The following is a 24,816-nucleotide window of genomic DNA, read 5'->3' as shown; positions in this document are numbered from 1 at the left end:
CTAAGATGCGCCCGGCCTTTGCGACACCGCTCGCCGGGCTGGGTCCCCTTAGTTCAACGGATAGAATAAGCCCCTCCTAAGGGCTAGATGCTGGTTCGATTCCAGCAGGGGACGCCAAAAGCATGTTTTCAGATGTTCCCATATGCCTCTGAAACCCAAGTAAACCGGCCTCTGTGGCCGGTTTTTTTGTGCCCGTATGTTCCCGCATGCGTCTGTACATATACCTATTTTGGGTATACGTTTGGGTATACGTCGGTTCGATTGAGGGTCGTATACCCATGGCACGCACCGTAACTCCCTTGAGTGATTCTAAGTGCGAGGCAGCAAAGCCTCGCGAGAAGGACTACACGCTGTTCGATGGGCAGGGCCTGTTCCTGCTGGTCAAAGCCAATGGCGGCAAGGTCTGGCGCTTCAAGTACACCCGGCCTGACGGCAGGGCAGGGCTGGCCACCTTCGGCAATTATCCGGCCCTGGGATTGAGGGCCGCACGGGATCGACGTGCCTCGGCCCTTGAGCTGCTGGCCCATGGTCAAGACCCGATGGAAGTCGCCAGGCTCGCCAAGCTAGAGGCAGCCAATGCCAGAGCCAACACCTTCCAGGCCATGGCCCAGGAATGGCATGCGGCCTGTGCGCTCAAGTGGTCGGCAGGGCACGCCGCCACGGTCTGGCGCAACCTTGAGTTGCATGTGCTGCCGGCGCTGGGAGCGCGCCCGCTGGCCGAGTTGAAAACCCGTGATCTGATGCCGCCGCTCAAGGCAGTGGAGAAGCGCGGCACCCTCGAGCTGGCCGGCCGGCTGCGTCAGTACATCACCGGCATAATGCGCATGGCCGTGCAGCATGGGTTGATCGACAGTAACCCTGCCCATGACCTGGTGGGCGCTACTGCCACCCGCAAGAGCACACACCGACCAGCCCTGCCACTGGATCGGCTGCCCGAGCTGCTGCAGCGGATCGAGGCCGACTCAGGGCGGCCACTGACCCGTCATGCGGTATCGCTCGCCCTGTTGGTGTTTATCCGCTCCAGCGAGCTGCGGTTTGCCCGTTGGAGTGAGATCGACACCGTCCGGGCCATGTGGGAGATACCCGGCCAGCGCGAGGCCATCGAGGGCGTCAAGTTCTCCCACCGCGGCGCCAAGATGGGCACCCCACACTTGGTACCGCTGAGTCGCCAGACGCTGGAATTGTTAGAGCAGGTACGGCAGCTCTCCGGGCGGTTCGATCTTGTGTTCCCTGGCGACCACTATCACCACAAGCCCATGAGTGAAAACACCATCAACAAGGCCCTGCGTCGAATGGGCTACGACACCACGGTAGAGCTGTGCGGCCACGGCTTCCGCACTATGGCCTGTTCGGCCTTGGTGGAGTCGGGGCTATGGTCGAAGGATGCCGTTGAAAGGCAGATGAGTCACCAAGAGCGCGACACGGTGCGCGGTGCTTACATCCACAAGGCCGAGCATCTGCAGGAGCGCCGGCTTATGTGTCAGTGGTGGGCCGATTACCTTGATGCCAACCGGGAACGGCATATCACGCCGTATGACTTCGCTCACCCGGAAGAGAAGGGCGTGAATGTGGTAGGGATGAAGCGCGCATGAGCATGAAGAAAGGAATGGACACGGCCTGCGAGGATCCTACATCTCCAGGCGAAGACCAAGGGTTCAGTGCCTACGGCTGGGTAAGCAAGGTGGAAAATCCTTTCACCTTCGATAACCCCAAGGTGATTCTCGACTATCTGGTCGAATCGGCTCCAGCCCTCATGCAGAGCAAAGACACCGCTGGTCACGCCACGGAGCTTTTGCACCTTGTGGATCGGTTTATGGCGGCTGATGCCGAGTACCGCGAGGAGAATTCCGAGAATGGATATCGGAAAGCCCTGGTGGCCATGTTCATGTTGGGCGCTTCTGCACGATCAGCTCAGGAAGAAAAGGAGTTCCCGAGCCGGCAAAAGCTGAAAGCTCTCCAACAACAGATTGGCCAGAATCAACGATTCATCGCAATGCAGATGGCCAACAAGGATAAGGTCTTGGGCTCTCGTGCCGCCAAAAGCGTTGCCTGTGACTATGCACGGATTAGATGGACTGAAGACACAGAGAAGAAAATCAGGACTGGAGAGATGACGGAGATTGTGTGGGCTTGGATGGCTGAGCATCCATACATGCTTGAGCATCGGCCAGAAACTATGGAGGGACTTAAGGTCTGGATCAGAGAGGTTGCATCCGACTTCCCGCACGCCCAAAAGCGAGGCCCCAAAGGGAGGAAATAATTTGTTGTGTGCGAGTCGATGAATACATTTACCAACTCGGCCGCGAGTTTTTAATTCACTACACGTGTGAAAAATAGGCTGTGAACTCACCATGAGGGCACGCCCAGATGAATCAAGATCAACCCGCATGCATCCAGTCGCTAATTTCTCAGCCCGACGTGTGCAAGAAGCTCGGTAAGACCCATTCCGGCCTTGCCAAGCTTAAGGCTAAAGACTCGACCTTTCCCAAACCCATCAAATTCAGCGAAGCGCGCCAAGCCGCAGCGTACTACGTCGCCGCGGAGGTAGAAGCCTGGCTTCAGTCCAAGATCCAGGCGAGGGATGCAGCATGATGACGCTTGCACTTCCTCGCCCGCAGGGCTATGGTTTGCCTGTCACGGTAAGTCCCGTGGCCGACCTTGGCCGGTCGAGTAAATCAAGGCGCACAAGCGCCCACCATCCGATTGCAGGCGCTTTTTTTGTGCCCGCAGCATCGTGTTATGGCGGCTGTGCGTGGGACACCTTCGGGTGTGCCGGGTGCCTTGATTCCCGGTCGGCCAACCCGCGTACAGCTGTCACCATTACTTGCTTGGCCGCAAGCGGTGATAGCTCCCCAAATCAAGGAGCCTCACCCATGAAACACGCTCTCAATCCGTCCACATCTCATGCCGCTGCCTGGAAGGCTCGTGCCTTCGCTGCTTTGCGCGGCAATTCCTCCCTGTCTGTTCGCCTGGCTCGCTACAACGAAGCCATGCAGCGCGCTCGTGCCCTGGAAGCCCAGGAGGTGCGCCATGAGCCTGCATAACATTACTGCTCCTCACTCGAGCGGTGCCGAGATTGTCAGCGAAGTGCAATTGAGCGCTGAGGAAATGGCCTCGATGAACGCAGCGCGTGAGAACTTCGATCAGCTTGAAGCATTTATCCGCGAAGCGCTGATACCTGCCATTGGTGGCTACCGCACTGAACTCGGTTCCCAGCTTGAAGCGAGAGTCATGAACGTCCGGGTGTTGTCGGCCAACTTCTGTTGGAGCCATCGCGCCCTTGGTGCCTTCAACGATGCCAAGGAGGTACGGCCATGAAGAACTTCGCCAAGCACCACGGCTTCACGTTGTTCCACTACGTTCAGGAAGACAGCAGCCCTCGGTATCCCTATGGAGTATGTGGCCCTTTCGCCACTGCCGAAGAGGCGCAGCGAGCTATGACTCGGGTGATCGCTGCTTTCCCAACCTCTCATTTCCACACCGAGCAAGGTGGCTGGATGGGCGACTGTGGCAAAGCGCTTTCTCTGGATAACGCCAAAGCGCGTCATCGCCTCGCACGACTGAGGGCCTAAATCATGACTACGAAAAACGGCGCCAATGCGCCGGTGGCCAAACTCGGCCCAAAGAAAGTGCTTACTCCTAACCAGATCTTCAGTCGCAGCCTGAAGCAGATCGGCGCTGCGAAGACGCTCGATGACCTGGCTCTTGCCGCCTACGTCGGAGCCGGCTGCGCCGATGCACTGCTGCTGAGTGGCCTGATCGATATCGAGGAGTACCACGAGCAGAACAAGGAGATCGTTCACGTCACGACGACCCTGCGCGAGCAGTTGGAGGCTGAAGATGACCAATCCAATTGATCAGCTATTGCCTCGACTCGACAAGGTGCGGCCTACAGGTGCCAACAAGTGGAAGGCTTGCTGCCCGGCCCATGACGACAAAGACCCTAGCCTGAGTATCCGCGAGGCTGAGGACGGCAAGGTGCTGTTGCACTGCTGGGCCGGTTGCAGTTCCACAGATATCACCGCCGCCATCGGTCTTGAGTTGCGTGACCTGTTCCCGGGTGAAAAGACCACTCGCCGTGGGCCGAGCAAGGCAGCGGTTGAGCACGAGCGCACCGTTTACCTGATCGGCCTATCGATGCAGCAGAACGGCAGTCGGCTCAGCGCTGACGACCAGGCCCGCTTCGAACTGGCCAAGCAGCGCCTGGGGGTGACTGCATGAGCAGCGGTGATCGATTTGCCAAAGAGTGGGAGGGCGTCACACCCCTCCCGGTACCGGAACCTATCAAGCGGCTCTGGCGAGCTGAGCTGACACCAGCATCGACCATTAAGCCGGTTGCCATTCGCTGGCTCTGGCCTGGGTGGATCGCGCGAGGAAAGCTGACCGTCCTGGCCGGTGCTGGTGGTAGCGGCAAGACGACCTTGGCGATTGGCCTGATCGGCACGGTGACCAACTGTGGCCGTTGGCCTGACGGTGAGATCTGCTCAGAACCCGGAAACGCGCTTATCTGGTCGTCCGAGGATGACCCGGCTGACACCCTGGTGCCGCGGCTGATGGCTGCGGGTGCCGATCTGGCCCGCGTCCACATCATCGAGGGGCGTGTGAACTCTGCCGGTGAGCGTGAGCCCTTCGACCCGGCCGCAGACTTCGACCTGTTGCGTGATGCCGTGGAGCAAATCGGCGGCGCCTCTCTGTTGCTGCTCGACCCGGTTGTGAACGTGGTCAAGGGCGACATGCACCGCGCCAATGAGGTTCGCCGCTCCCTGCAATCGGTGGTCGACTTCGCCGAAGCGCATCAGTGCGCCGTGCTGGGCATCAGTCACTTCAGCAAGGGCAGCGGCGCCTCGTCACCGGCCGATCGGGTGATCGGTAGCCAGGCGTTTGGCGCCCTGGCTCGCGCAGTGCTTGTGGCCGCCAAGCAGGAGGACTCTGACGTTCGCGTCCTGGCCCGGGCGAAATCCAACATCGCCGACGACCAGGGCGGTGTGGGGTATGTGATCGAACCTTGCACCGTCGGCGACGGCATCGAGACGACCCGCGTGCTGTGGGGCGACAGGATCGAAGGTAGCGCGCGAGAGATCCTGGCCGAGGTCGAGAGCGCCGGCGATGAGCAGCGTAGCGAGCATGAAGATGCTGAGCATTTCTTGCTCGACCTTCTCGCTGGTGGGCCTGTGCCGGTGAAACAGGTTAGAGCCGATGCAAATGGTGCTGGGTATGCCTGGCGCACCATCGAGCGAGCCAAGAAGTCCCTGGGGGTTGATGCCGTCAAGGTCGGCATGAAAGAGGGCTGGGTATGGCAACTCGGGGTCGAAGACCGCCAAGAATCATCGAAGACCGCCACGGTTTTGAATGGCGGTCTTCGGGGTGAAGTGGCGGTCTTCGACGAATCCGACTCGGAGGCAGTGTGATGGCTGCTATCGATTACCTCATCGAACACGGATTTTCCGCCCGCGTATCCGGGAAGCGCTTGGTCGTTTCACCGGCCAGCAAGCTGACTGAAGACGACCGCCAATACATCAAGTTGCATCGCCTGGAGCTGCTCGCAGAGCTGGCCGCCAACGACGGCCAGATGCGCTCGAGTAACTGGCGCGTGCTTCTGGAGGGCAAGGTTATCTGCGTGATGATCGGCGAACCCATGACACGCCAAGAGGCCTTGGAGGCTGCTCAGTGGCGCTGGCCTGATTCCGACGTACGGTAGTGACAAATACTGTATGGATATACATATTAGCCTTAATTAAGGCTAATTTGGCCAAATCTGGCAGAAATACCATCTTCACGAGTGGAGATTTCGACGATGAACAAACCGCAACGCGGGCGCCAATGCCGGCCTACTCGTCGCGAACTGGAAGCAGCCTGGGTACGCCTCCGTACCGCTGCTGATCAAGGCGATATCCAGGCCACGGCCTTGCTGGTGGCGCTCGCCGAAAACAAACCGCTATTCCCCGCACCTGCAGGAGTCTACGCATGAGCTTTGAGATTGTTCGAAACGACAACGGTACCGAGGTCGCATTCGAGGGTGGCCACCGCTTTGGTCTGCCAGCCATATCTGATGATGACTTTGCGTCCTACCCGATTCAGATCCTCAATAACTCCATTTCTCTAGCTGCTGAGAACTTCAGCAAGCTGAGCACCATCAGCCAAGACGGAACTCTTTCCGCACTGGGTATTGATCAAAAATCGGAGCCTGTGAAAGCAGAGATGGTTAGCCGCATCGCAGCGGCGGCCGGTCAGGTGCGGATGTTCGAGGGCAACATCGCGAATATGGAGGCCAGGCTTTATGCCTTCCCTACCATCGACCCCGGAAACGCCGTTGCAGCCATCGAAGATCGCGAGGTTCGCGACTGGTGGCGATCCATGAAGGCCAGCGAGCAAGCCAAGCTGCTGGAAGAGGTCAAGGCCGATCCTGGCAAGCATGAGCGCCTGATGATCGCCCTAATGCGCGCGCCCGCGCCGCTGTCTCTGCTCGACTGGCAAACCAAGTTCGTTGCCGAGACATGGAAAGAGGCAAAGCGCGCTGCAGATCCTGTCACTGCGTACACCATCGAAAACGACAGGCGCTTGGTCGAAACGTCGCGTAGCGGCCTGACGCATGTTGCCGCTATCGCTGGGCGCGTGTCTGGCTGGAAGGCCGAAACGATACTGCGAAACCTCATCAAGTCGCCCTTTGAGCCCGTCGCCCATGGCTTCGATATTTTCGGCTTTGACTCCAAGCAGGTGGCGCTGATGCGCGACCGCATGGCGAAAGAGCAAAGACGATAAGGAGGCTGCTGCGATGGTAGATATTGCCTCTTTGGGCTTCTCGATAGACACCAGCGACGTATCACGCGCAGAGGCTGCGCTTGACGGCCTGAACAACGCAGGCGCCAAGACAGAGGCCGCAGCTAAAGGCGTCGGCACTGCCTGGAGCGGGGCGGCTAAGAAGGCTTCAGGCTCGGCCGGTGAGTTTGAAAGAGGAACCGATGCCATACGGCAGCAGCAGGACGCACTGACCAACCTGCTCGGCCGCATTGATCCGGTAATCAAGAAGCTCGGCGACCTCGACGCCATGGAAAAGGAGCTCCGCAACTTTAAGTTGGCCGGTGTCATTGAGCTTGAGTCGTTCAACGAGTACCAAAACAAGATCGACTTCTCGCGCAGAAGCCTTACCGCGTTCGACGACATTTTGTTCCGCACTGGCAACACATCGAAGCAGACCGCCCAGGCAATGCGGCAGCTCCCCGCCCAGTTCTCCGACATTTTCATTTCCCTTCAGGCTGGCCAGAGCCCGCTCACTGTGTTCCTGCAGCAGGGCGCCCAGATCAAGGATTCCTTCGGCGGTGCTGGCCCTGCGCTGCGCGAAACGGCGCGCTATGCCTTGGGGCTGGTGAACCCCTTCACTCTGGCCGCCGCAGCTGTGGGTGCCGCTGCGTTCGCTTACAAGCAGGGCAGCGATGAAATCACCGCTTATCAGCGCTCGCTGATCCTCACTGGCAACGCAGCCGGAACCACGGCCGGCCGCCTTGGCGATATGGCCAAGGCCATCGACGGCACCGTGGGCACGCAGCGCCAGGCTGCCGCCGCCTTGGCTGAGGTCGCTGGCACAGGGAAGTTTGCTGCCGATCAGATCCAGGCCGTGGCCACTGCTGCGGTTGCGATGGAGGAGGCCACCGGCAAAGCGGTCTCCGAGACAATCGCCGAGTTCAAGAAGCTGGCAGACGAGCCGGCCGCGGCGTCCGCAAAGCTGAACGAGCAATACAACTACCTGACTGCCTCGGTGTATGCCCAAATCGCAGCCCTTGAGGCGCAGGGCGACGCTGTTGGCGCCCAGGAACTAGCCATCGAGACCTTTGGCGACGCCATGGAGCGCCGCGCCAATCAGATCGAGGGCAACCTGGGCCTGATCGAATCGGCATGGAAAGGCATCAAGAACGTCGCTGCAGAGGCCTGGGACGAGATGCTTGGCATCGGCCGCGAAATGACCCTCCAGGATCAGCTTGAGCAACTGCGGCGAGCCAGAACCGAGGCATCTTATGGCCCCCGCGGAGATCGAGCATTCCCATCGCTGACGGACTCACAGGCAAGCCGCTTTAACGCTGAAGAGCAGCGCCTCCTACTGGGTATCCAGAGCGAAGGCCTGGACGCAGCCACCGAAGGGCTGCGCGCCGAGAACCAGAAGCGCGCCATCCAGGGGCTGGAGCTGATCGGTAAAGAGGCGGAGTCCGCCAGGTCAAACGTCGAGAAGCTGCGCGAGCGCCTGAAAGAGCTGAACGAGGCTAGGGATTTCAACATTGCCAACCGCTCGCTTACTCCAGAGGCGCAAGCGCAATTCGAGAAGAGCGCGGCGGCGTTGAACAAGCAGATTGCAGACGCAGAGGAGCGCGCCGCCCGCCAGCCAAGAACTGCCCGCGCGCCGGCAGCCCGGGACGATGCCGCAACCCGCATGCTGCTATCGCTACGCCAACAGTCCGCCGAGTACCAGGCCCAGCTGCTCAGCGAAACCAAACTGACCGACGCGCAGAAGAAACGCGCCGAGTTCGAATCACTCATTGCCGATCTGAAGGGCAAGGCAATCCTGACCGCCGATCAGAAGTCGCTGTTGGTGAATCAGGAGGCGATTAAGGCCCAGCTTGATCAGAACGTAGCGTTGAGTGAAGAAGTCCGCATTCGGGCGCAGATAGCCGACGAGGCCAAGAAGCTGACGGCTTTTCAGCAGACGCTGGCCGACCAGATCGCCAACGCTCGAGAAGCCTACCAACTGCAACTAGCCACGCTGGGCTTGGGGCGTCAGCAGGCCGAGCGGCTACAGGAAAGCCTGCGGCTGCAGAATCAATACTCCCGCCAGCAGTCTCGCCTACAGGAGCAATTCAACCGCGGAGACATCAGCCAGCGCTTGTACGACGCAGAGACCGAGGCGCTACAACGTGCCTTGGAAGAGCGTCAGGCCCTGCTGCGTGAAAGCTTCCGGGCGATGGATGACGCTCGCGGCGAGTGGAGCAACGGCGCCAGTGCGGCATTCGCTGACTACCTGACCAGCGCGCAGGATGTTGCAGGTCAAACCTACGACCTCTTCTCGAATGCCTTGGCCAGCACCGAAGATGCCTTTGTTCAGTTCGCTCTGACTGGCAAGGCGTCTGTAAAGGATCTGGTCGACTCCTTCGTGGCTGACATCGCGCGCATGGGGGCCCGCCAGCTCACTGCGAACTTAGCCGAGGGGCTAATGAGCTTCCTGCCCGGTGCTGACCAGTCAGCCAACCTGACAACCGGAGCTGCAGCCGTCTCCGCTTCGGCGGCGACGTTATCGGCAGCCGGTGCCACTCTCGTCACGGGCGCCGCTGCAATCCAGGCTGCTGCCGCAAGCCTCGCAGCGGCTAGCGCTGGATCGTCTGTCACTGGAGCTTCCGGTGGCGCTGGCGGCCTTCTTTCTCTGCTCAGCGCTGGAGGCGGATACACAGGCGCTTTCGGCTTCGACGGCGGCGGTTATACCGGCAACGCTCCACGCTCTGGCGGCATCGACGGGAAAGGAGGCTTCCTCGCCATTCTGCACCCGCAAGAAACGGTTTTCGATCATACCAAGCCATCGAGGGAGACACCTTTCCCGAGCCGCACGGCGGGTGGCGTTATCGTCTACCAGAACAATCATTTCAAGCAGCCGGATAACCGAACGGCGACGCAAATCGCTTCTGCCACCAACCGCGAGTTGCGCGTCGCTCAAGCTAGGCTTGGAGGTTGATTTAATGGGCCAGGTTCTAGAGCTGCCTACCGATCACCGCCGCAGTTGGCGAATGCTGGAGCCGGAGTATCGGAAAGTGCTCAAGCGCTGCGGCATCGCAGATCAGCAAATCAAATCCATCCTCGATGAGATGAAGGGGTATCTGATCGAGTGCGCCTCTGATCTGAACACCTCGTTCAGCATCCCGGATGGATTCACCCAGGAGCAGCACGACACGATCCTGAAGGAATTCAATCGAGTCGTTGAAGATGTCCGTTCCCAAGTGACCGTGCCTTTTATGAGCGCCTTTGGCGTGATTCTTCGGCTGCTGGTGCAAAAGCACATCAATAACTGGAATTAGGAGGCCGTATGGCGCAAGTAGCTTTGGGGGTGGCAGGAGCTGCCATAGGTTCGTTCTTCGGCCCGGTAGGCGCATCCATTTCAGCTAAAACACCATTCCAAGTTGGGGAGCTGATCACCCCCAGGCATGGGCAGTCCAGTACCGCTTTTGCGGTAACCCAGGAGGTGAAACTTGAGCATCCTCAACGTCTTCATTGCGCCTGATCGCGCACTAATCGGGGTAGACACAGAAGCAATGCTGCCAGACGGAACTACGCATCAGGTGTGTAAGCTGGTCACTGTTCCACACCTTGGCTTAGGGGCTGGGTTTCGTGGCGTAGACATGCTTTTTGCCACCGTTTGCCCTGCGATTATTGCTTTCAAGGGCGCGTTTGATGAGCTAGCGCAGGCTATGCCAGGAAACATTGCAGTTGCCGAGGCCTTCTGCCGTGAACAGTTTGGGTTCACCAATGAGGACTTGGCCTTTAACTTGGTAATAGCCGGCTATTCAGAAAGCGAACGAAAAATGGTTGGCCACGCTTATTTCAGATGGCCTGATGGCACCTCTGTAAAACACGAATATGGCTTTCCACAGTTCATGGGGCCAGAGGTAACCCAAGACCAACTGGCCCGCCTTGATATCGAGCCAGACCAGGCTGCCGGTGGCCGCTTCTTCATCGCGGAGGCCAGACGAAACAGCATCCGCATAGAACAGGCTTTCAAGTTCCCGTCGCGACCTGAAAAGGTGGGCTGATGAGCGAGAAGAAAGATCTTCGCGGGTACACAGGCACCCGTAAGAAACCGCCGCGCGATGCTGCTGAAAAGCTGCTTGAGCTGGCCGCAGCCGGGTACAACAAGAAGGGCCTGGCCTATCGGCTGGGCACCACGGTTGAAACCCTGAACAAATGGCTAGAGCTCTATCCTGAACTGCAGCAGGCCCTGGACGAGGGGAGGGAGCGCGAGCACAACGCGCTCTTCACTGCTTTGTTCGACAGTGCCACCAAGGGCGGAAATGTCGCTGCGGCGATATTCCTGCTGAAGGCCCGTCACGGCTATCGCGAGGGCGACCAAGCGGAAATCGCTAACCGCGTCAGCGTGGTCTTCGAGATGCCCGGTGCGATGAAACTGGAAGACTTTACGAAAGACGTAACGCCTCGCGGTGGGGAGCTTGGGCATGATTGAGTTCAATGGCTTCCAAGAGCGCTTGATGTTGCTGCCCGAGGAGCTCGACGTCTTCTGTGGCGGCGGCCGGGGAGGTGGCAAGTCCTATGGGCTGGCGCTGCTGTGTTTACGCCATGTCGAGCAGTACGGTGAAAAGGCGCGGATCCTTTACTTGCGCCGCACCTACAAGGGCCTGGCCGACTTCGAGCTGGTCTGTCGTGAGCTGTTCGGGACGGTCTACAGCACTGCGGCCCGCTACAACGCCGCCGAGCACGTCTGGCGCTTCCCGAATGGCGGCTACCTGGAGCTTGGTCAGCTCGAAAGCCACGCCGATTACACCAAGTACCAGGGCCGATCATTCACACTGCTGCTGGTGGACGAGGCCGGCCAGTACCCGACCCCTGACTTGCTGGATCTGATGCGCTCGAACCTGCGCGGCCCGAAGGACATGCCGATTCGCATGATCATCGCAGCCAACCCGGGCGGCCCAGGGCACTACTGGCTGGCCAAGCGCTACGTCTTCACCACAGCGCCCTGGAAACCCTTCCTCGAGCCGAAGAGCAAGCGCCAATGGGTGTATGCGCCATCGACCTTCGACAGCAACCGTTTCATCGATACCGAGCAGTACAAGGATCAGCTGGAGTCAGCATGCCCGGATGACCCGGAGCTGCTACGGGCATGGTCAACCGGTGATTGGGCGGTGAACCGAGGCGCTTACTTTGCGAGTGTCCTGGACGAAAGCCGGAACGCGGTAGACCCGTGGGATCACATTCCACATGGGTGGACGACTTACCTCACGCACGACTTCGGCAGCAGCGCGCCCAGCGCCACCTATGTGGTTGCCAAGTCGCCAGGTGGTGTTGGGCCTGATGACAAGTTCTACCCTCGCGACAGCTTGGTGCTTGTCGACGAGCTGGCTACTTGCAAGCGAGACAACCCGAATGCCGGCTTGAACTGGACCGTGCCCATCCTGGCCGAGGAAATCATTTCGATGTGCAAACGTTGGCAGATCAAGCCCACCGGCGTTGCCGATGATGCGATCTTCGCGAAGGGAGGACATGCGGCCGGCTCGATTGCGGATGAGTTCTCGCGCTGCGGTGTGCGCTTCGATCCGGCCAAGAAGGCCGACCGTATCACCGGCTGGAACATCATGCGCCGGCTGCTCGCCGATGCTGGCCAGATCGATAAGCCGGGTCTCTACATCAGCCGATCCTGCAGCTACCTCTGGGAGACGTTGCCGACCCTCGCACGCGATCAGAAGCGCATCGAGGACGTGGATAGCTCTGGTCCTGACCATGGCGCAGATGCTGTGAGGTACGGATGCTTGAGGCAGGTCAGGACCGCAAGCAGTGTGCCGCTGAGGCTCGCCTTCTGAAGTCAGTACAAACGATTGCGTCTTAACGAAAAGCCCCGCGAGGGCGGGGTATCTCAAGATCGAATCATGTAGCTTTTCTGCGGCAATACCATTGGATTGTGGTCACCTAAGTCAATGATCCTAATGACTTTGTTCCCAGGAAAGCGCTGAAAGTGCAGCACATACTCTGAAGTGAAATAAGGCAACCATGGGGTGGGTTGCTCATACCTAGGAATGCCGATGTGATAATGCCAAAGGTAGTTGTCTCTGGCATATCTGAGCTTTTCGTAATAGTCAGGATCTGTGCCAGGAACATTGTCAGATGCGCGAATTTTGCCTGGCAGGCCATTCAAGCCGTGAGTCTGGCAGTGAATGATGAACTCCGCGATTTTGACTTGGTCGTCACGCGGGAAATTGGGAAAGTGCTGCGCAAAAAGATCACTTCGTTCAACGATCAGCGACATTCTCTTGAGACCGTCCGCACATCCATTCGATAAGCTGCTCTGTGCTCAGGCCGGCTGGAACGGCCTTGTGGCCGCTCTGCAATGATTGGCGGATGCGCGAAAGGTTGAAGTTGGCTTCGTCCTTGTTGCGATCTGCTGCGGTTGGGCTGTTCGTGAGCTTTTTCATAGCTAGTCCTGGGGCTTTTACGTGAAGGCAAAATGCCCTTATCTACTCAGCTGTGGTCAGGTATAGCCAATATACTGTACATCGGCAATGCTGTTTTTTTGACCACTACCGTCCGTCAGGGTTCTGACAGATTCCGAAAGGCTACTTTCTACGCCACTCCCAAGGCGCAACTGGCTCCTTGTCCTGCCACAGGCCTATGCTACGGGCTTTCGCTTCCCGTTCCTCGAATTTGTACTGCACGCGCTCTTCTTCAGGCTGCTCATTCGCGTAGCGCCGGAACCACCAGGCCATTCCGACAGACAGCTGTGCTCGGCCGACATCAAGGGTATGGCCGCAACCTGGGCAGTCGACCGGCTCAACCCATACGGCACCGATGATCCGGCCCCAGCGGTCGCGCTTACTCCATTTCACCGTCGCCGGTTGACCGTGCGCGAGTTGGGAAAGGCTCTGCTTACTGCGCTGGCCGAATGGTTGCTTGGCCTCGGGTGCGTCGATGCCGCGCAGGCGGATTTTCTCGGCCTTGCGGCGCTCCGGGTCGAAGCAGCTCAGGGTGTCGCCGTCGGCAATCGCTGTGACCTTGCAGGATAGGGACTGCTCGCCGGCTAGCGTCAGGCAGGGCAGGAGAGCTAGAAGGGAAATGAGTCTGCGCATTGGGCTTCCTTGCACCATGGTTGTTATGAAATTAAGGCTGAGTCGGCTGCCGTCTCCAGAAACTGCTCGCCTCCATGTCCAGCCAAAGGATATCGCTACCTAGCTTCAGCGGTTTGAAGCCGATCTTGTCGAAGTACAAGGCAGTGGCATTCAAATCCTTGGCAGTCGAAAGGCTGATATCGGGGATGACAACGCCCATGGGAAGGAACGCGCGAGAGACGCCAGAGCTCAGCCCAATCAACGCTGCTCGCAGAGCGCCCAGCTCAGCCGTAGTGCCTCTGTATGGCGGCTCGAAAGAGAAGTGCGAGACCATTAGGCAGTCTTGGTTCATACCTAAACTCATCCTACCCAAGTCTTCTTGAAGCGCTTCGTAGATCGTAATGGCGTCGTGGCTCGCATTGTCCGCAATCTCTTCAGGATCAAATCCTAGATTGAGCGCAACGTCGAAGCGCATGAAGTCAATGTGAATAGTTCCTACCTGGACTTCCTCATCATCGTCATAGCAGCCATTTGGTCCGGCCATTACCGCTATACGGTAAGTCCTGACGAGGTCCAACTCTGGGTCCTCCCACGGATCTGCCCTGAGACCAAAGTCGGCAGTAACCGCTAGGCGAGTAATTGGGGGGAGAGTGTTATGACTCATAGTCGGCTTCATGATTTGTCAGCGGCCAGCGTGGCCTGGAGATTAGCAGCGTGCGCACAGGGATGGCGATATGGAATTAGAGGCGCTTTCACGGTGACCACGAACGCTAAAAAAGGGTGGTCAAAAAGTGATCGATTGGGCAGGGCGAGCAGGGGGTATTTTCGGTTTTAGGTATACGTTTAGGTATACGGCTCTGCTTTTCAGATCACTGTGTCAGGTATTTAAAGGCCTACAATGGGTTTGTTCGATTCCAGCAGGGGCCATCCTGATTGCTTTCCTTCGCGTTCAGCGAGCGCTCGTCGCAACGCGCTGTTCCACACGTATTCCTCGATCACCTGCAGCCATGTTGGTCATCCGCTGATGCCACGGCGGCGTGATGCCGTGCGGCCATTTCAATTGTCGGCAGGGCCTCGCCAAATCAAGGCGTCTCGCCATTATTGTAATGAGAACTGTTTGCATGCACGATTGGCGCTCCTTGCCAATGAGCGTGACCTCACATGGAATGTTCTCGACAGTCATTGCCGGCGCCAGGCCGGAGAGGTTCCCGGCGGTCTTTTGCAGCGAATGCGCCTGCCTATGACCACTCTGCTGCGGTCCTTGACCGCAAGGCTTTGCTGGCGGCCTATCAGGCTCAGCGTCATGCATTGCTCAATCTGGCGACGCGAGTTCTGGGATGTCGCAGCAGAGCCGAGGATGTCCTGCAGGATGCCTTTCTCAAGCTGTGGGAGGGCAGCCTCAATCTCTCCCGGGTGGATGCGCCCGAGCGCTACTTGACTCGCCTGGTACGCAACCTGTCCATCGACCACTTGCGGCGCCTGCAGCTGGAGCAGCGCTACGGTGCCGCCGGCGAACTGGCGGATCTGCAGCCTTCGGAAATCTCGCCAGAACAGGCCGTAGGCGGACAGCAGGCCGTGCGCCAGTTGCTCGATGCGCTGGCGGAGCTGACGCCGCGGATGCGCCGGGTTTTCACCCTCAGTCAGCTGGACGGCCTCACCCAGCGCGAGGTGGCGACTCAACTGGGCGCTTCGCCAGCGCTCATCAGCCTGATCCTGCGCGATACCCTGGGGCATTGCCGTGTCCGACTCGACGGGCAGTGCTCGCGCAACTGTCCCCTGGCCAAGAGGTTCTGAATGAAACTGCTGCGTCTGGTTTTCCACGAATATCGCTGGTCCATCGCGCTGGTGCTGGGGCTCAGCCTGGGCAGCGCATTGCTCAGCGTGGCGGTGATTGCCTTCATCAATCAGCGCATGCTTAACCCGGCGAGCAATCCGGGGGTGGCGCTGGGGCAGTTCGTCGCCTTGCTGGCCTTGCTGCTGGTGCTGGCCTCGGCGGCGCAACTGTCGCTGACGGCGCTGGGCCATCGCTTCGTCTATCGCATGCGCCGCGCGTTGGTGAAGCGGGTGCTGGACACCAGCATTGAGCGTCTGGAGATCATTGGTGGCTCCAACATCATTGCGAGTCTTTCCAGCGACATCCGCAATATCACCCTGGCCTTCGTGCATCTGCCCGAACTGATCTACGGCAGCGTGCTGACGCTGGCGGCGTTCGCCTATCTGGCCTGGCTGTCGCCGGGTCTGTTCGTCACCACATTGCTGTGGATGAGCTTCACCCTCGGCGTGGGCTGGCTGCTGGTCGGGCGCCTCAATCATCACCTGCGCATGCTGCGTGAGTCCGAGGATCGTCTGTACGGCGACTACCAGGCGGTGATCGACGGGCGCAAGGAGCTGACCCTAAACCGCGACCGCGCGCAGCGCCTGTACGAGGACGAGTTCGACCTCAGCGCGCGCGCCTATCGCGATCACGTGACCCTGGCCGACCGTTACCACGGCCTGGCCAGCAACTGGGCCAACATCATGGTGCTGGGCACCATCGGCCTGGTGTTCTACCTGGCCAACGGCCTGGGTTGGGCCTCCACGGCGGTGGCCTCGACCTACGCGCTGACCATTCTGTTCATGCGTACACCGCTGGTGTCGGCGGTGGCGGCGATCCCGACGCAGATCGCAGGACGCGTGGCGCTGGACAAGGTCGAGTCGCTGGCGCTGGCGCCTCATGTGGAGACCTTCGAGCATCCAGCCGACCCCTTGAGCGGACAGTGGCAGGTGCTGGAACTGCATGAGGTGGAGTATCGCTATCCGGCACAGGACGGTGAGCCCGGCTTCGACGTGGGGCCGGTCAGTCTGCGCCTTGAGCGCGGCGAGACGGTGTTTCTGGTCGGCGGCAACGGCAGCGGCAAGTCGACTCTGGCACGTCTGCTGACGGGCCTGTACATCCCGCAACGCGGCGAGATCCGTATCGATGGCCGGGTGCTCGGGCCGCAGGAGTGGCCGGCGTACCGTCAGCTGTTCGCATCGGTGTTCACCGACTATCACCTGTTCTCGCAGCTGCTTGGTCCGCGCGGCGTGGCGGCATCGGATGAAGAACTCGAGCACTGGCTGGGCAGTTTGCACATGCGCCACAAGGTGCAGGTGGCGGCGGGGCGCCTGCGGGACACACGTATGTCCGCCGGTCAGCGCAAGCGTCTGGCGCTGCTGCTGGCACTGCTCGAAGCGCGCGACGTGCTGCTGCTCGACGAGTGGGCCGCCGATCAGGATCCGCTGTTCCGACAGGTGTTCTATCGCGAGCTGCTGCCGCAGTTGAAGGCCGCCGGCAAGACCGTATTCGCCATCAGCCACGACGATCACTACTTCGACCAGGCCGACCGCCTGCTGAAGATGGATGGTGGGCAGCTCCACGAACTACAGGGCGAACATCGCGCCCGGGCCAGTCGCAACGCGCTGCTGGAGATCGGTGGCGCCGCCCGTTCCTGAATGCCGATTGCCCTCGCTGCGCCCGCATCATGCGGGCGCAGTCGTTTTTGCCGAAGTGATTTCACATTCCGCAGGCAATCGCCCTAAACATTCCTTCCCCTCGTTCGTCAGTGTTAATGAGAATGTTTTCCAGTTCATTCCGGCTGGCGAACCGCCCATTCAGCACGCAGATATCGGGAGGATTTATGGGGCTCGTTTATGACTATATCGGGGTTGGCTTCGGGCCCTCGAACCTGGCTCTGGCCATCGCCACCGAAGAGTTCGCCCAGCGCAGCGGGCGAGAGCCCAACGTCTGTTTCATCGAGCGCAAGCCTGCCTTCAGCTGGCATGAAGGCATGCTGATCGACGGCTCGAGCATGCAGATCTCCTTCCTCAAGGATCTCGCCACGCTGCGCAACCCCGCCAGCCGCTTCACCTTCATCAGCTACCTCAAGGCATGCGGGCGCCTGGAGGATTTCATCAACCTGAAGACCTTCTATCCCAGCCGTGAAGAGTTCAACGACTACCTCGGCTGGGCTGCCGATGCGTTCGCCGGGCAGGTGCATTACGGCGAAGAGGTGACCAGCATCGAGCCGTTCTACAGCGCCGGCACCTGTGCCGGCGTCGAGGTGGTTTCGCGCGGTGCGGACGGGCAGAGCACGCGGCGTCGCGCGCGCAACCTGGTGCTGGGTATCGGCGGCGTGGCGCAGATTCCGGCGGCCTTCACCGGCATGACTGACCCGCGCATCGTGCATTCCTCGCGTTATCTGGGCGCGCTCGATGCCATGCTGGGCGATGGCGCTAGTCCGCGCCGTGTCGCCGTGATCGGTGGCGGGCAGAGCGCCGCAGAAATCTTCCATGACCTGGCATGCCGCTTCCCGCAGGTCGAGGCCAGCCTGCTGGTGCGTGGCGGCAGCCTCAAGCCGTCGGACGACAGCCCGTTCGTCAACGAGATCTTCAATGCCGACTTCACCGACCGCATCTTCGCCCAGGATCCCGCGCAGCGCGCACAGATGCTCAACGAGTACCGCAATACCAACTATTCGGTGGTCGACCTGGAGCTGATCGAGAAGATCTACCACCTGTTCTATCAGCAGAAGGTGCGCGGTCAGCATCCTCACCGCTTGCTCACCCATCGCGAAGTCATAACCGTGGCCGCCGATGACAGTGGTGTGGAGCTGAGGCTACGCCACGCCCTGGATGGCGAACTGCATAGCGAGCGATTCGATGCGGTGATCCTCGCCACCGGCTATCGCCGCGACTATCACCGCACCCTGCTGGCGGGCTTCGCCGACTACATCGAGGGCGATGCGGTCGACCGCCAATATCGCCTGCCGCTGCGGGCGGACTGCCAGGCGCAGATCTTCCTGCAAGGCGGCTGCGAGGGTAGCCACGGCCTCAGCGATACCCTGCTGTCGGTGCTGGCCATGCGCTCCGAGGAGTTGGTCGCTTCGATGTTCGTCGAACCCGCCGGCACGCAGGTGCGCGATTCGCTGCGTCTGGCCGCGGCTTCGCTCAGCTGATCGACAGACGCAGTTTTCCTTCTTCCGCAAGCGGTCGGCAGCCACTGCCGGGCCGCTGTGCAGGCACGAGTTTTCACGGGTGACGAGATGAGATCGATGGTGGATCAGGCGCAGCACTTTGCCGACATTCTGGATTATCACGCCGAGCGCGTGCCGGGCCGTGTGGCCATCCGGCATATCGTGGCGGATCAGGGCGAGCCGCTGCTGACGACCTATGCCGAGCTGCGCGAGCAGGCACTGGCCGTGGCTGGCCTGCTGCAGCGTCTGGGCTGTCAGGCCGGCGAGCGTTGCGTGCTGATGCTGCCCAGCGGCGCAGATTATGCCGCCGCCTTCTTCGGGTGTCTGTACGCCGGCGTGATCGCGGTGCCGGCCTTTCCGCCGGAGAACAACCGGCAGATGCACATCGAGCGCCTCACCGGCATTCTGCTCGATGCGCAGCCCATGGTGGTGCTGGCGCCGTGCGAGGTGATCCGGCGTTGCCAGGCCGACCTGCAGCCGCTGCTCGCGCCCGAGGCGCAGATGATCGCCATCGAGGATGTCGATGCCCACGACTGCGCCGGCTACCAGCCACGGCTGATCACCAGCGATGCGCTGGCCTTCCTGCAATACACCTCGGGTTCCACTCGTGCGCCCAAGGGCGTGATGGTCAGCCACGCCAACCTGCTGGCCAACGAGCGCAGCATGAGCCGCGGCTTCAGCGCCAGTCGCGAGGAGTCCTGGGTCAGCTGGCTGCCGCTGTATCACGACATGGGGCTGATGGCCGGGCTGCTGCTGCCGATCCTGCATGGCGGCACCCTGACGTTGATGGCGCCGAACTTCTTCCTCGCCAGGCCGGCGCGCTGGTTGCAGGCCATCAGCCAATACGGCGGTACCTTCTCCGGCGGGCCGGATTTCGCCTATCGCCTGTGCGCCGAGCGTGTGCCGCAAAGCAGCCTGGAGGCGCTCGATCTGAGCAGCTGGCGCCTGGCGTTTTCCGGTTCCGAGCCGATCCGCCTGGATACCCTGCAGGCCTTCGGTCAGCGCTTCGCGGCGGCGGGTTTCAGTGCCCGGGCGCTGGCGCCGAGCTATGGCCTGGCCGAAGCGACGCTGTATGTGTGCGTCGACGCTGCCGAGCGCGAGCCGCAGGTGGAGACGTTCGCCAGCACAACAGCGGGCCAGGCGGACAGCCGTTTGCCGGCCTGTGGCTGGAGCGATGCCGAGCACCCGCTGCGCATCGTCGAGCCGCAGACGCTTCAGGTGCTGGGGGACGATCAGGTCGGCGAGATCTGGATCGCCGGGCCGAGCATCGCCCAGGGCTACTGGCGTAACCCCGAAGCGACCGCCGAGGCCTTCGTCGAGCGTGATGGCCAGCGCTGGCTGCGCACCGGCGATCTGGGCGTGGTACGCGAGCGTCAGCTGTTCATCGCCGGGCGTCTGAAGGATCTGATCATCCTCAATGGTCAGAACCATTACCCGCAGGACATCGAGCAGGCGCTGGAGCAGGACATCGAGTTGCTGCGCCAGGGGCGTATCGCCGCGTTCGCCATCACCGACGAACAGGGGCTGGAGGGTGTCGGCCTGGCGCTGGAGATCAGCCGCAACGTGCGCAAGCTGATCAGCGCCGAGATGATCTGCCAGCGCATCGCCGATGGCATGGGCGAGCGCTTCCAGCTGGCGCCGCAACTGATCCTGCTGCTCGAGCCGGGCACCTTGCCGCGCACCACCAGCGGCAAGCTGCAGCGCTCGGCCTGCCGCAGCGGCTGGCAGAACGGCAGCCTGGCCACCTTCGCGCAGTGGTACAAGGGGCGCCTGCAGGGCGCCGATGTGGCGAGCCACGCGCCGCAAGCCGGCGCCGTGTTGCCGCAGGTGCTGCAGGCCTGGCAGGAAGTATTGGACTGCACGGACCTGGAGGAGGGCGATCACTTCTTCGCACGCGGCGGGGATTCGGTGGGCGTGATGCAGGTGCTGGCGCGTCTCAACGCCGAGCTGGGGCTGGAGCTGCAGGCCGACAGCCTGTTCGAACGCCCGCGTCTGGGGGATTTCAGCGCCTGGGTCGCGGCGCAGCCGCGCACGGCCCGGCAGGTGCCACCCCTGCAGGCCGAGGTGCGTGACGCGCAGTGCGCGCAATCCTATGCGCAGCAGCGCCTGTGGTTTCTCGAGCGTCTGCAGGGTGACGCCAGCGCCTACCGGCTGGGCGGTGAGCTGCGGTTTCAGGGGCGGCTCGACGAGGCGGCGCTGCAGCGCAGCTTCGATGATCTGGTCAGTCGCCACGAGAGCCTGCGCACGCGCTTCGCCGCTGGCGAAGAGGACGGCGTGCCGCTGCAGCGCATCGATCCGCCCTTTACGGTCGACCTGGCGCATTTCGATCTGCGTGGCGAGGCAGATGGCGAGGCGGCACTGGCGCGCCTGCGCGAGGAACGGATGAACCTGCCGCTGGATCTGCAGCAAGGTCCCTTGTGGCATCTCGCCCTGGTGCGGGTGAGCGAGGACGATCAGCGTCTGCTGCTGGTGATGCACCACATCATCTGCGACGGCTGGTCGATTCAGGTACTGATCCGCGAGTTCGCCGAGCTCTACGCCGCCCATGTCCTCGGCCAGGCGCCGAACCTGCCGGCACTGCCGGTGCAGTACGCCGACTACGCCATCTGGCAGCGGCGCTGGCTGCAGGCGGGCGAGGGCGCGCGTCAGCTGGATTACTGGAAGCAGCAGCTGGGTGATGAGCAGCCGTTGCTGCAACTGCCCGCCGACCACCCGCGCCCGGCGCGGCAGAGCCATCGGGGCGCGCGCCATGCCATCCGTCTCGATGAGGCGCTGAGCCAGCGTCTGCGCGCGCACGCTGCCGATCAGGGCGTCACCTTGTTCATGCTGCTGCTGGCCGCCTTCAAGGTGCAGCTGCAGCGTTACAGCGGCCAGCGCGATATCCGCGTCGGCGTGCCCAGTGCCGGGCGCGTGTGCCGGGAAACCGAGGCGCTGATCGGCTTCTTCGTCAACACCCAGGTGCTGCGCAGCGAGTTCGGCGGCGAGCACCGCTTCGCCGATGTCGTGGCACAGGTGCGGGCGGCGGCCCTCGGCGCGCAGGATCACCAGTTGCTGCCGTTCGAGCAGCTGGTCGATGCGCTGGCGCCGCAGCGCAGCCTGAGCCACAACCCGCTGTTTCAGGTGAAGTTCACCCAGCAGTTCGCCCTGGCTCAGGATCTGGCGCTGCCTGGCGTGACCCTCAGCGCGAGTCAGCTGGACGAGCAGGCTGCGCACTTCGATCTGGGGCTGGATATCACCGACCTGCCCGAGGGCATCGAGGCCGCCTTCACCTATGCGCAGGATCTGTTCGAAGCACCGCGCATCGCTGGTTTCGCCGCCGATTTCGAACATCTGCTGGAGCAATTGCTGGCGCAGCCACAAGCGCCGCTGGCCAACCTGCAACTCGCGGCACAGCCTGCGCAGGTCGCGGGCGTCGAGCGCAAGTTCGCCGCTGCGGCGGTGCTCGGTCTGTGGCAGCCGCAGGTGCACGGCGAGGCCGTGGCATTGATGCACGACGGTGTGCCTTACAGCTTCGCGGCGCTGGAAGCCCAGTCCAATCAACTGGCGCAGCACCTGCTTGCCCTGGGCGTGGTACCGGAGCAGCGCATCGGCCTGTGCCTGCAGCGTTCGCCGGCTTTTGTCATCGGCCTGTTGGCGGTGCTCAAGGTCGGCGCCGCCTTTGTGCCGCTCGATCCGGCCTGGCCGGCGCAGCGTCAGGCGTTCGTCCTAGCCGACAGTGCCTGTGTGGTATTGCTCTGTGAGTCCGCGTCGGTGCAAGGCTTCAATGGCCCGCAATTGGACTTCAGCGCCGATGCGCCGTGGCGTCAGCGGACCAGCGCCGCGCCGAGCGTGCCGGTGCACCCGCAGCAGGCGGCCTATCTGATCTACACCTCCGGCACCACCGGCCAGCCCAAGGGCGCGGTGATCAGCCATGCGGCCCTGGCCGACTACGTGCAGGGCCTGCTGGAACAACTGGCACTGGCGCCCGAGGCGAGCATGGCGATGGTGTCCACCGTTGCGGCCGACCTGGGCCATACCGTTCTGTTCGGCGCGCTGTTGTCCGGGCGTACCCTGCACCTGCTGAGCGCGGAAACCGTGGCCGATGCCGATAGCCTGGCGGACTACCTGAGCACGCAGCAGGTCGGCATCCTCAAGATCGTGCCGACTCACCTGGCTGGCCTGCTGCAGGCCGGCACAGGTGATCGTGCGATACCTGCGCATGCCCTGATCTTTGGCGGCGAAGCGCTGCCGGCCGAGCTGGTGAAGGAGGTCAAGCGCCTGCGCCCGCAGTGCCGGGTGATCAACCACTACGGCCCCAGTGAGACCACGGTCGGTGTGCTGACTCACGAGGTCACGGACGCCGAGCTGGCAGCGTTGAGCGGCGTGGTGCCGATTGGCCGGCCTTTGCCCAACGTCCGCGCCCTGGTACTGGACGCGGCCCTGACGCCGCTGCCGCAAGGTGCGGTTGGCGAGCTGTACCTGGGCGGGCCTGGCCTGGCGCGCGGCTATCTCGATCGTCCGGGGCTGACGGCGGTGAGCTTTCTGCCCGATCCCTTCGCCAAGGGTGAGCGTCTGTATCGCACCGGCGACCGTGCGCGCCTGTTGGCCGACGGGCGTATCGAATTTCTCGGGCGTGGTGACGACCAGGTCAAGGTGCGCGGCTACCGTGTCGCTCTTGGCGAGATCGTGGCGCAGCTGCGCGGCCTGGCGGGCGTCGCCGATGCCCATGTGCAACTGGACGAACGTGGCCAGTTGCTTGCCTACGTGGTCGCGCAGGAGTCTTCTCTCGACCTCGCGCAGGTGCAGGCGCAACTGGCCGAGCGCCTGCCGGACTACATGCTGCCGAGCCATGTGCTGCTGCTCGAACGCTTCCCGTTGACCGCCAATGGCAAGCTCGACCGTCACGCGCTGCCGCAGCCGCAAGCGGCAGAGCAGGGCTTCGAGGCGCCGCACGAGGGCGTCGAGACGCAACTGGCGGCGCTCTGGCAGCAGGTGCTGAAGGTCGAGCGCGTCGGCCGTCACGACAACTTCTTCGCCCTTGGCGGCGACTCCATCCTCAGCCTGCAGATCATTGCCCGTGCGCGCCGCCAGGGCATTCGCCTGACGCCCAAGCAGCTGTTCGAGAAGCAGAGCATCGCCGAACTGGCGCAGGTCGCCGTCGTGGCAGAGACGCTGGCAGCGCCCGCAAGTGCCAGCACGGAGGTGACGCACGCCTTTGCCCTGACGCCGATCCAGGCGCGCTTCTTCGCCCAGCCTCCGGCGCGCATCGGCCACTGGAACCAGTCCCTGCTACTGGCAGCGGACGAGCCGCTCGACGCCCGTGCACTGGAGCAGGCGCTGCAGGCCGTGGTGCGTCATCACGCCAGCCTGCGCCTGAGTTTCCAGCGCGATGCGCAGGGCAACTGGCAGCAGCGCTATCGTGACGTGCAGCCGACGCAGGAGCTTTTGTGGGTATGCCAGGTGGCCGCCAACGAAGACCTGCCGGCGCTGTGCGACGAAGCCCAGCGCAGCCTCGATATCGAGCGCGGGCCAATGCTGCGCGCGGTACTGGCGCAGTTGCCGGGCGGGCGTAATCGTCTGTTATTGGTCATTCACCACCTGGCGGTCGATGGCGTGTCCTGGCGTGTGCTGCTCGAGGATCTGCAGCAGGCCTACGCGCAGCGACTGGCCGGGCAGTCGATCAGCCTCGCCGCCGTTGCGACCAGCTTCCAGCAATGGTCGGCGCATCTGCAGACTTTGGCCAGCAGCCCGCAGCTGGCGACGCAGCTGGCGTACTGGCAGGGTTTCAGCGCCGCCGAAGCCTGCCTGCCCTGCGAACGGCCCGAAGGCAGCGCCAAGGTCGCCGATGCCGGCCAATTGCAGCTGCAGCTCGATGCTGCCACCACTGCGCGCCTGCTTGGCGAAGTGCCGGCGGCCTACCGCACGCAGATCAACGACGTGCTGCTGGCGGCGCTGGCCCAGGCCTTGTGGCAGTGGAGTGGGCGCCGGCGTACGGTGATCAGCCTGGAGGGCCATGGCCGCGAAGGCGATCAGCTCGACCTGAG

The 24,816-nt window shown here is 61.9% G+C and carries 24 protein-coding genes and 1 tRNA gene (1 of these 25 cut by a window edge); 21 read left to right on the top strand and 4 right to left on the bottom strand.

What is annotated here, in order from left to right:
• Positions 1–42 precede the first annotated feature (42 nt).
• The 17 genes from N7333_RS02405 to N7333_RS02325 all read left to right on the top strand — a co-directional run bounded on the left by N7333_RS02405 (position 43) and on the right by N7333_RS02325 (position 12,563).
• Positions 43–117: transfer RNA gene (locus N7333_RS02405), tRNA-Arg, on the top strand.
• A gap of 161 nt (positions 118–278) precedes the next feature.
• A complete protein-coding gene (locus N7333_RS02400) occupies positions 279–1,592 on the top strand; it encodes an integrase arm-type DNA-binding domain-containing protein (protein WP_279858364.1) in 1,314 nt (437 codons plus the stop codon).
• A complete protein-coding gene (locus N7333_RS02395) occupies positions 1,589–2,260 on the top strand; it encodes a hypothetical protein (protein WP_279858362.1) in 672 nt (223 codons plus the stop codon). The genes N7333_RS02400 and N7333_RS02395 overlap by 4 nt, the downstream gene beginning before the upstream one ends.
• Positions 2,261–2,367: 107 nt before the next feature.
• Complete coding sequence (locus N7333_RS02390; protein WP_279858361.1) at positions 2,368–2,592, top strand: transcriptional regulator; 225 nt, start codon at positions 2,368–2,370, stop codon at positions 2,590–2,592.
• Positions 2,593–2,873: 281 nt separating this feature from the next.
• Entirely contained in the window at positions 2,874–3,044 is a 171-nt protein-coding gene (locus N7333_RS02385) for a hypothetical protein (RefSeq protein WP_279858360.1), read from the top strand.
• Positions 3,031–3,318, top strand: coding sequence for a hypothetical protein (locus N7333_RS02380; RefSeq protein ID WP_279858358.1), 288 nt, complete (start codon positions 3,031–3,033; stop codon positions 3,316–3,318). Before N7333_RS02385 ends, N7333_RS02380 begins: the two co-directional genes overlap by 14 nt.
• Positions 3,315–3,572, top strand: a complete 258-nt coding sequence (locus N7333_RS02375; protein WP_279858356.1) for a hypothetical protein — start codon at positions 3,315–3,317, stop codon at positions 3,570–3,572. The genes N7333_RS02380 and N7333_RS02375 overlap by 4 nt, the downstream gene beginning before the upstream one ends.
• Before the next feature lie 3 nt (positions 3,573–3,575).
• A complete protein-coding gene (locus N7333_RS02370) occupies positions 3,576–3,857 on the top strand; it encodes a hypothetical protein (protein ID WP_279858355.1) in 282 nt (93 codons plus the stop codon).
• The gene (locus N7333_RS02365) at positions 3,841–4,221 is read left to right on the top strand and encodes a virulence-associated protein E (RefSeq protein ID WP_279858353.1); all 381 of its coding nucleotides are present in this window, start codon (positions 3,841–3,843) and stop codon (positions 4,219–4,221) included. The genes N7333_RS02370 and N7333_RS02365 overlap by 17 nt, the downstream gene beginning before the upstream one ends.
• Positions 4,218–5,408, top strand: coding sequence for an AAA family ATPase (locus N7333_RS02360; RefSeq protein WP_279858352.1), 1,191 nt, complete (start codon positions 4,218–4,220; stop codon positions 5,406–5,408). The genes N7333_RS02365 and N7333_RS02360 overlap by 4 nt, the downstream gene beginning before the upstream one ends.
• Positions 5,408–5,698, top strand: a complete 291-nt coding sequence (locus tag N7333_RS02355; protein WP_096826542.1) for a hypothetical protein — start codon at positions 5,408–5,410, stop codon at positions 5,696–5,698. Before N7333_RS02360 ends, N7333_RS02355 begins: the two co-directional genes overlap by 1 nt.
• Before the next feature lie 266 nt (positions 5,699–5,964).
• Positions 5,965–6,759, top strand: a complete 795-nt coding sequence (locus tag N7333_RS02350; protein WP_279858350.1) for a hypothetical protein — start codon at positions 5,965–5,967, stop codon at positions 6,757–6,759.
• A 13-nt stretch (positions 6,760–6,772) separates the two neighbouring features.
• The gene (locus N7333_RS02345; protein ID WP_279858349.1) at positions 6,773–9,709 is read left to right on the top strand and encodes a phage tail tape measure protein; all 2,937 of its coding nucleotides are present in this window, start codon (positions 6,773–6,775) and stop codon (positions 9,707–9,709) included.
• Between the two features lie 4 nt (positions 9,710–9,713).
• On the top strand, positions 9,714–10,049 hold the full coding sequence (locus N7333_RS02340; protein WP_279858347.1) for a hypothetical protein: 336 nt from the start codon (positions 9,714–9,716) through the stop codon (positions 10,047–10,049).
• A gap of 171 nt (positions 10,050–10,220) precedes the next feature.
• Positions 10,221–10,781 carry a hypothetical protein gene (locus N7333_RS02335; protein ID WP_279858345.1) on the top strand — a complete coding sequence of 187 codons (561 nt, stop codon included), beginning with the start codon at positions 10,221–10,223 and terminating at the stop codon, positions 10,779–10,781.
• Positions 10,781–11,209 carry a hypothetical protein gene (locus tag N7333_RS02330; RefSeq protein WP_279858344.1) on the top strand — a complete coding sequence of 143 codons (429 nt, stop codon included), beginning with the start codon at positions 10,781–10,783 and terminating at the stop codon, positions 11,207–11,209. The genes N7333_RS02335 and N7333_RS02330 overlap by 1 nt, the downstream gene beginning before the upstream one ends.
• A complete protein-coding gene (locus N7333_RS02325; protein WP_279858343.1) occupies positions 11,202–12,563 on the top strand; it encodes a phage terminase large subunit in 1,362 nt (453 codons plus the stop codon). Before N7333_RS02330 ends, N7333_RS02325 begins: the two co-directional genes overlap by 8 nt.
• A 53-nt stretch (positions 12,564–12,616) precedes the next feature.
• On the opposite strand, the gene N7333_RS02320 is transcribed toward N7333_RS02325, so the two are convergent.
• The 4 genes from N7333_RS02320 to N7333_RS02305 form a co-directional block, all read right to left on the bottom strand.
• A complete protein-coding gene (locus N7333_RS02320) occupies positions 12,617–13,006 on the bottom strand; it encodes a hypothetical protein (RefSeq protein ID WP_279858341.1) in 390 nt (129 codons plus the stop codon).
• Positions 12,990–13,172, bottom strand: coding sequence for a hypothetical protein (locus N7333_RS02315; protein WP_279858340.1), 183 nt, complete (start codon positions 13,170–13,172; stop codon positions 12,990–12,992). Before N7333_RS02315 ends, N7333_RS02320 begins: the two co-directional genes overlap by 17 nt.
• Positions 13,173–13,313: 141 nt before the next feature.
• A complete protein-coding gene (locus N7333_RS02310; RefSeq protein WP_279858339.1) occupies positions 13,314–13,823 on the bottom strand; it encodes a thermonuclease family protein in 510 nt (169 codons plus the stop codon).
• Positions 13,824–13,854: 31 nt separating this feature from the next.
• Positions 13,855–14,466: a hypothetical protein gene (locus tag N7333_RS02305; RefSeq protein WP_279858337.1), complete on the bottom strand. Its 612-nt coding sequence runs from the start codon at positions 14,464–14,466 to the stop codon at positions 13,855–13,857.
• A gap of 611 nt (positions 14,467–15,077) precedes the next feature.
• Between N7333_RS02305 and N7333_RS02300 the strand changes: the two genes are divergently transcribed.
• The 4 genes from N7333_RS02300 to N7333_RS02285 all read left to right on the top strand — a co-directional run.
• Positions 15,078–15,596, top strand: a complete 519-nt coding sequence (locus N7333_RS02300) for a sigma-70 family RNA polymerase sigma factor (protein WP_230089971.1) — start codon at positions 15,078–15,080, stop codon at positions 15,594–15,596.
• Positions 15,597–17,273 carry a multidrug ABC transporter permease/ATP-binding protein gene (locus N7333_RS02295; protein WP_279858336.1) on the top strand — a complete coding sequence of 559 codons (1,677 nt, stop codon included), beginning with the start codon at positions 15,597–15,599 and terminating at the stop codon, positions 17,271–17,273.
• Positions 17,274–17,458: 185 nt separating this feature from the next.
• Positions 17,459–18,775, top strand: coding sequence for a lysine N(6)-hydroxylase/L-ornithine N(5)-oxygenase family protein (locus N7333_RS02290; RefSeq protein ID WP_279858335.1), 1,317 nt, complete (start codon positions 17,459–17,461; stop codon positions 18,773–18,775).
• 96 nt (positions 18,776–18,871) lie between these two features.
• A protein-coding gene (locus N7333_RS02285) for a non-ribosomal peptide synthetase (RefSeq protein ID WP_279858390.1) crosses the window boundary here: on the top strand, positions 18,872–24,816 show its 5' portion. 3,709 nt of this gene lie beyond the right edge of the window; the window shows 5,945 of its 9,654 coding nt (coding positions 1–5,945); it begins with the start codon at positions 18,872–18,874; its stop codon lies off the right edge, out of view.

Source organism: Pseudomonas sp. GD04158 (assembly GCF_029834875.1).
Lineage (GTDB): Bacteria > Pseudomonadota > Gammaproteobacteria > Pseudomonadales > Pseudomonadaceae > Aquipseudomonas > Aquipseudomonas hydrolytica.
Note: the sequence above shows the minus strand (reverse complement) of the source record. Positions and strands in the feature narration are given on the sequence as shown.

What these genes read in the sequence shown, in the direction of transcription:
- N7333_RS02400 (WP_279858364.1), top strand. Translation starts at nt 279, where the DNA reads ATGGCACGCACCGTAACTCCCTTGAGTGATTCTAAGTGCGAGGCAGCA.
- N7333_RS02395 (WP_279858362.1), top strand. Translation starts at nt 1,589, where the DNA reads ATGAGCATGAAGAAAGGAATGGACACGGCCTGCGAGGATCCTACATCT.
- N7333_RS02390 (WP_279858361.1), top strand. Translation starts at nt 2,368, where the DNA reads ATGAATCAAGATCAACCCGCATGCATCCAGTCGCTAATTTCTCAGCCC.
- N7333_RS02385 (WP_279858360.1), top strand. Translation starts at nt 2,874, where the DNA reads ATGAAACACGCTCTCAATCCGTCCACATCTCATGCCGCTGCCTGGAAG.
- N7333_RS02380 (WP_279858358.1), top strand. Translation starts at nt 3,031, where the DNA reads ATGAGCCTGCATAACATTACTGCTCCTCACTCGAGCGGTGCCGAGATT.
- N7333_RS02375 (WP_279858356.1), top strand. Translation starts at nt 3,315, where the DNA reads ATGAAGAACTTCGCCAAGCACCACGGCTTCACGTTGTTCCACTACGTT.
- N7333_RS02370 (WP_279858355.1), top strand. Translation starts at nt 3,576, where the DNA reads ATGACTACGAAAAACGGCGCCAATGCGCCGGTGGCCAAACTCGGCCCA.
- N7333_RS02365 (WP_279858353.1), top strand. Translation starts at nt 3,841, where the DNA reads ATGACCAATCCAATTGATCAGCTATTGCCTCGACTCGACAAGGTGCGG.
- N7333_RS02360 (WP_279858352.1), top strand. Translation starts at nt 4,218, where the DNA reads ATGAGCAGCGGTGATCGATTTGCCAAAGAGTGGGAGGGCGTCACACCC.
- N7333_RS02355 (WP_096826542.1), top strand. Translation starts at nt 5,408, where the DNA reads ATGGCTGCTATCGATTACCTCATCGAACACGGATTTTCCGCCCGCGTA.
- N7333_RS02350 (WP_279858350.1), top strand. Translation starts at nt 5,965, where the DNA reads ATGAGCTTTGAGATTGTTCGAAACGACAACGGTACCGAGGTCGCATTC.
- N7333_RS02345 (WP_279858349.1), top strand. Translation starts at nt 6,773, where the DNA reads ATGGTAGATATTGCCTCTTTGGGCTTCTCGATAGACACCAGCGACGTA.
- N7333_RS02340 (WP_279858347.1), top strand. Translation starts at nt 9,714, where the DNA reads ATGGGCCAGGTTCTAGAGCTGCCTACCGATCACCGCCGCAGTTGGCGA.
- N7333_RS02330 (WP_279858344.1), top strand. Translation starts at nt 10,781, where the DNA reads ATGAGCGAGAAGAAAGATCTTCGCGGGTACACAGGCACCCGTAAGAAA.
- N7333_RS02325 (WP_279858343.1), top strand. Translation starts at nt 11,202, where the DNA reads ATGATTGAGTTCAATGGCTTCCAAGAGCGCTTGATGTTGCTGCCCGAG.
- N7333_RS02320 (WP_279858341.1), bottom strand. Translation starts at nt 13,006, where the DNA reads ATGTCGCTGATCGTTGAACGAAGTGATCTTTTTGCGCAGCACTTTCCC.
- N7333_RS02315 (WP_279858340.1), bottom strand. Translation starts at nt 13,172, where the DNA reads ATGAAAAAGCTCACGAACAGCCCAACCGCAGCAGATCGCAACAAGGAC.
- N7333_RS02310 (WP_279858339.1), bottom strand. Translation starts at nt 13,823, where the DNA reads ATGCGCAGACTCATTTCCCTTCTAGCTCTCCTGCCCTGCCTGACGCTA.
- N7333_RS02305 (WP_279858337.1), bottom strand. Translation starts at nt 14,466, where the DNA reads ATGAGTCATAACACTCTCCCCCCAATTACTCGCCTAGCGGTTACTGCC.
- N7333_RS02295 (WP_279858336.1), top strand. Translation starts at nt 15,597, where the DNA reads ATGAAACTGCTGCGTCTGGTTTTCCACGAATATCGCTGGTCCATCGCG.
- N7333_RS02290 (WP_279858335.1), top strand. Translation starts at nt 17,459, where the DNA reads ATGGGGCTCGTTTATGACTATATCGGGGTTGGCTTCGGGCCCTCGAAC.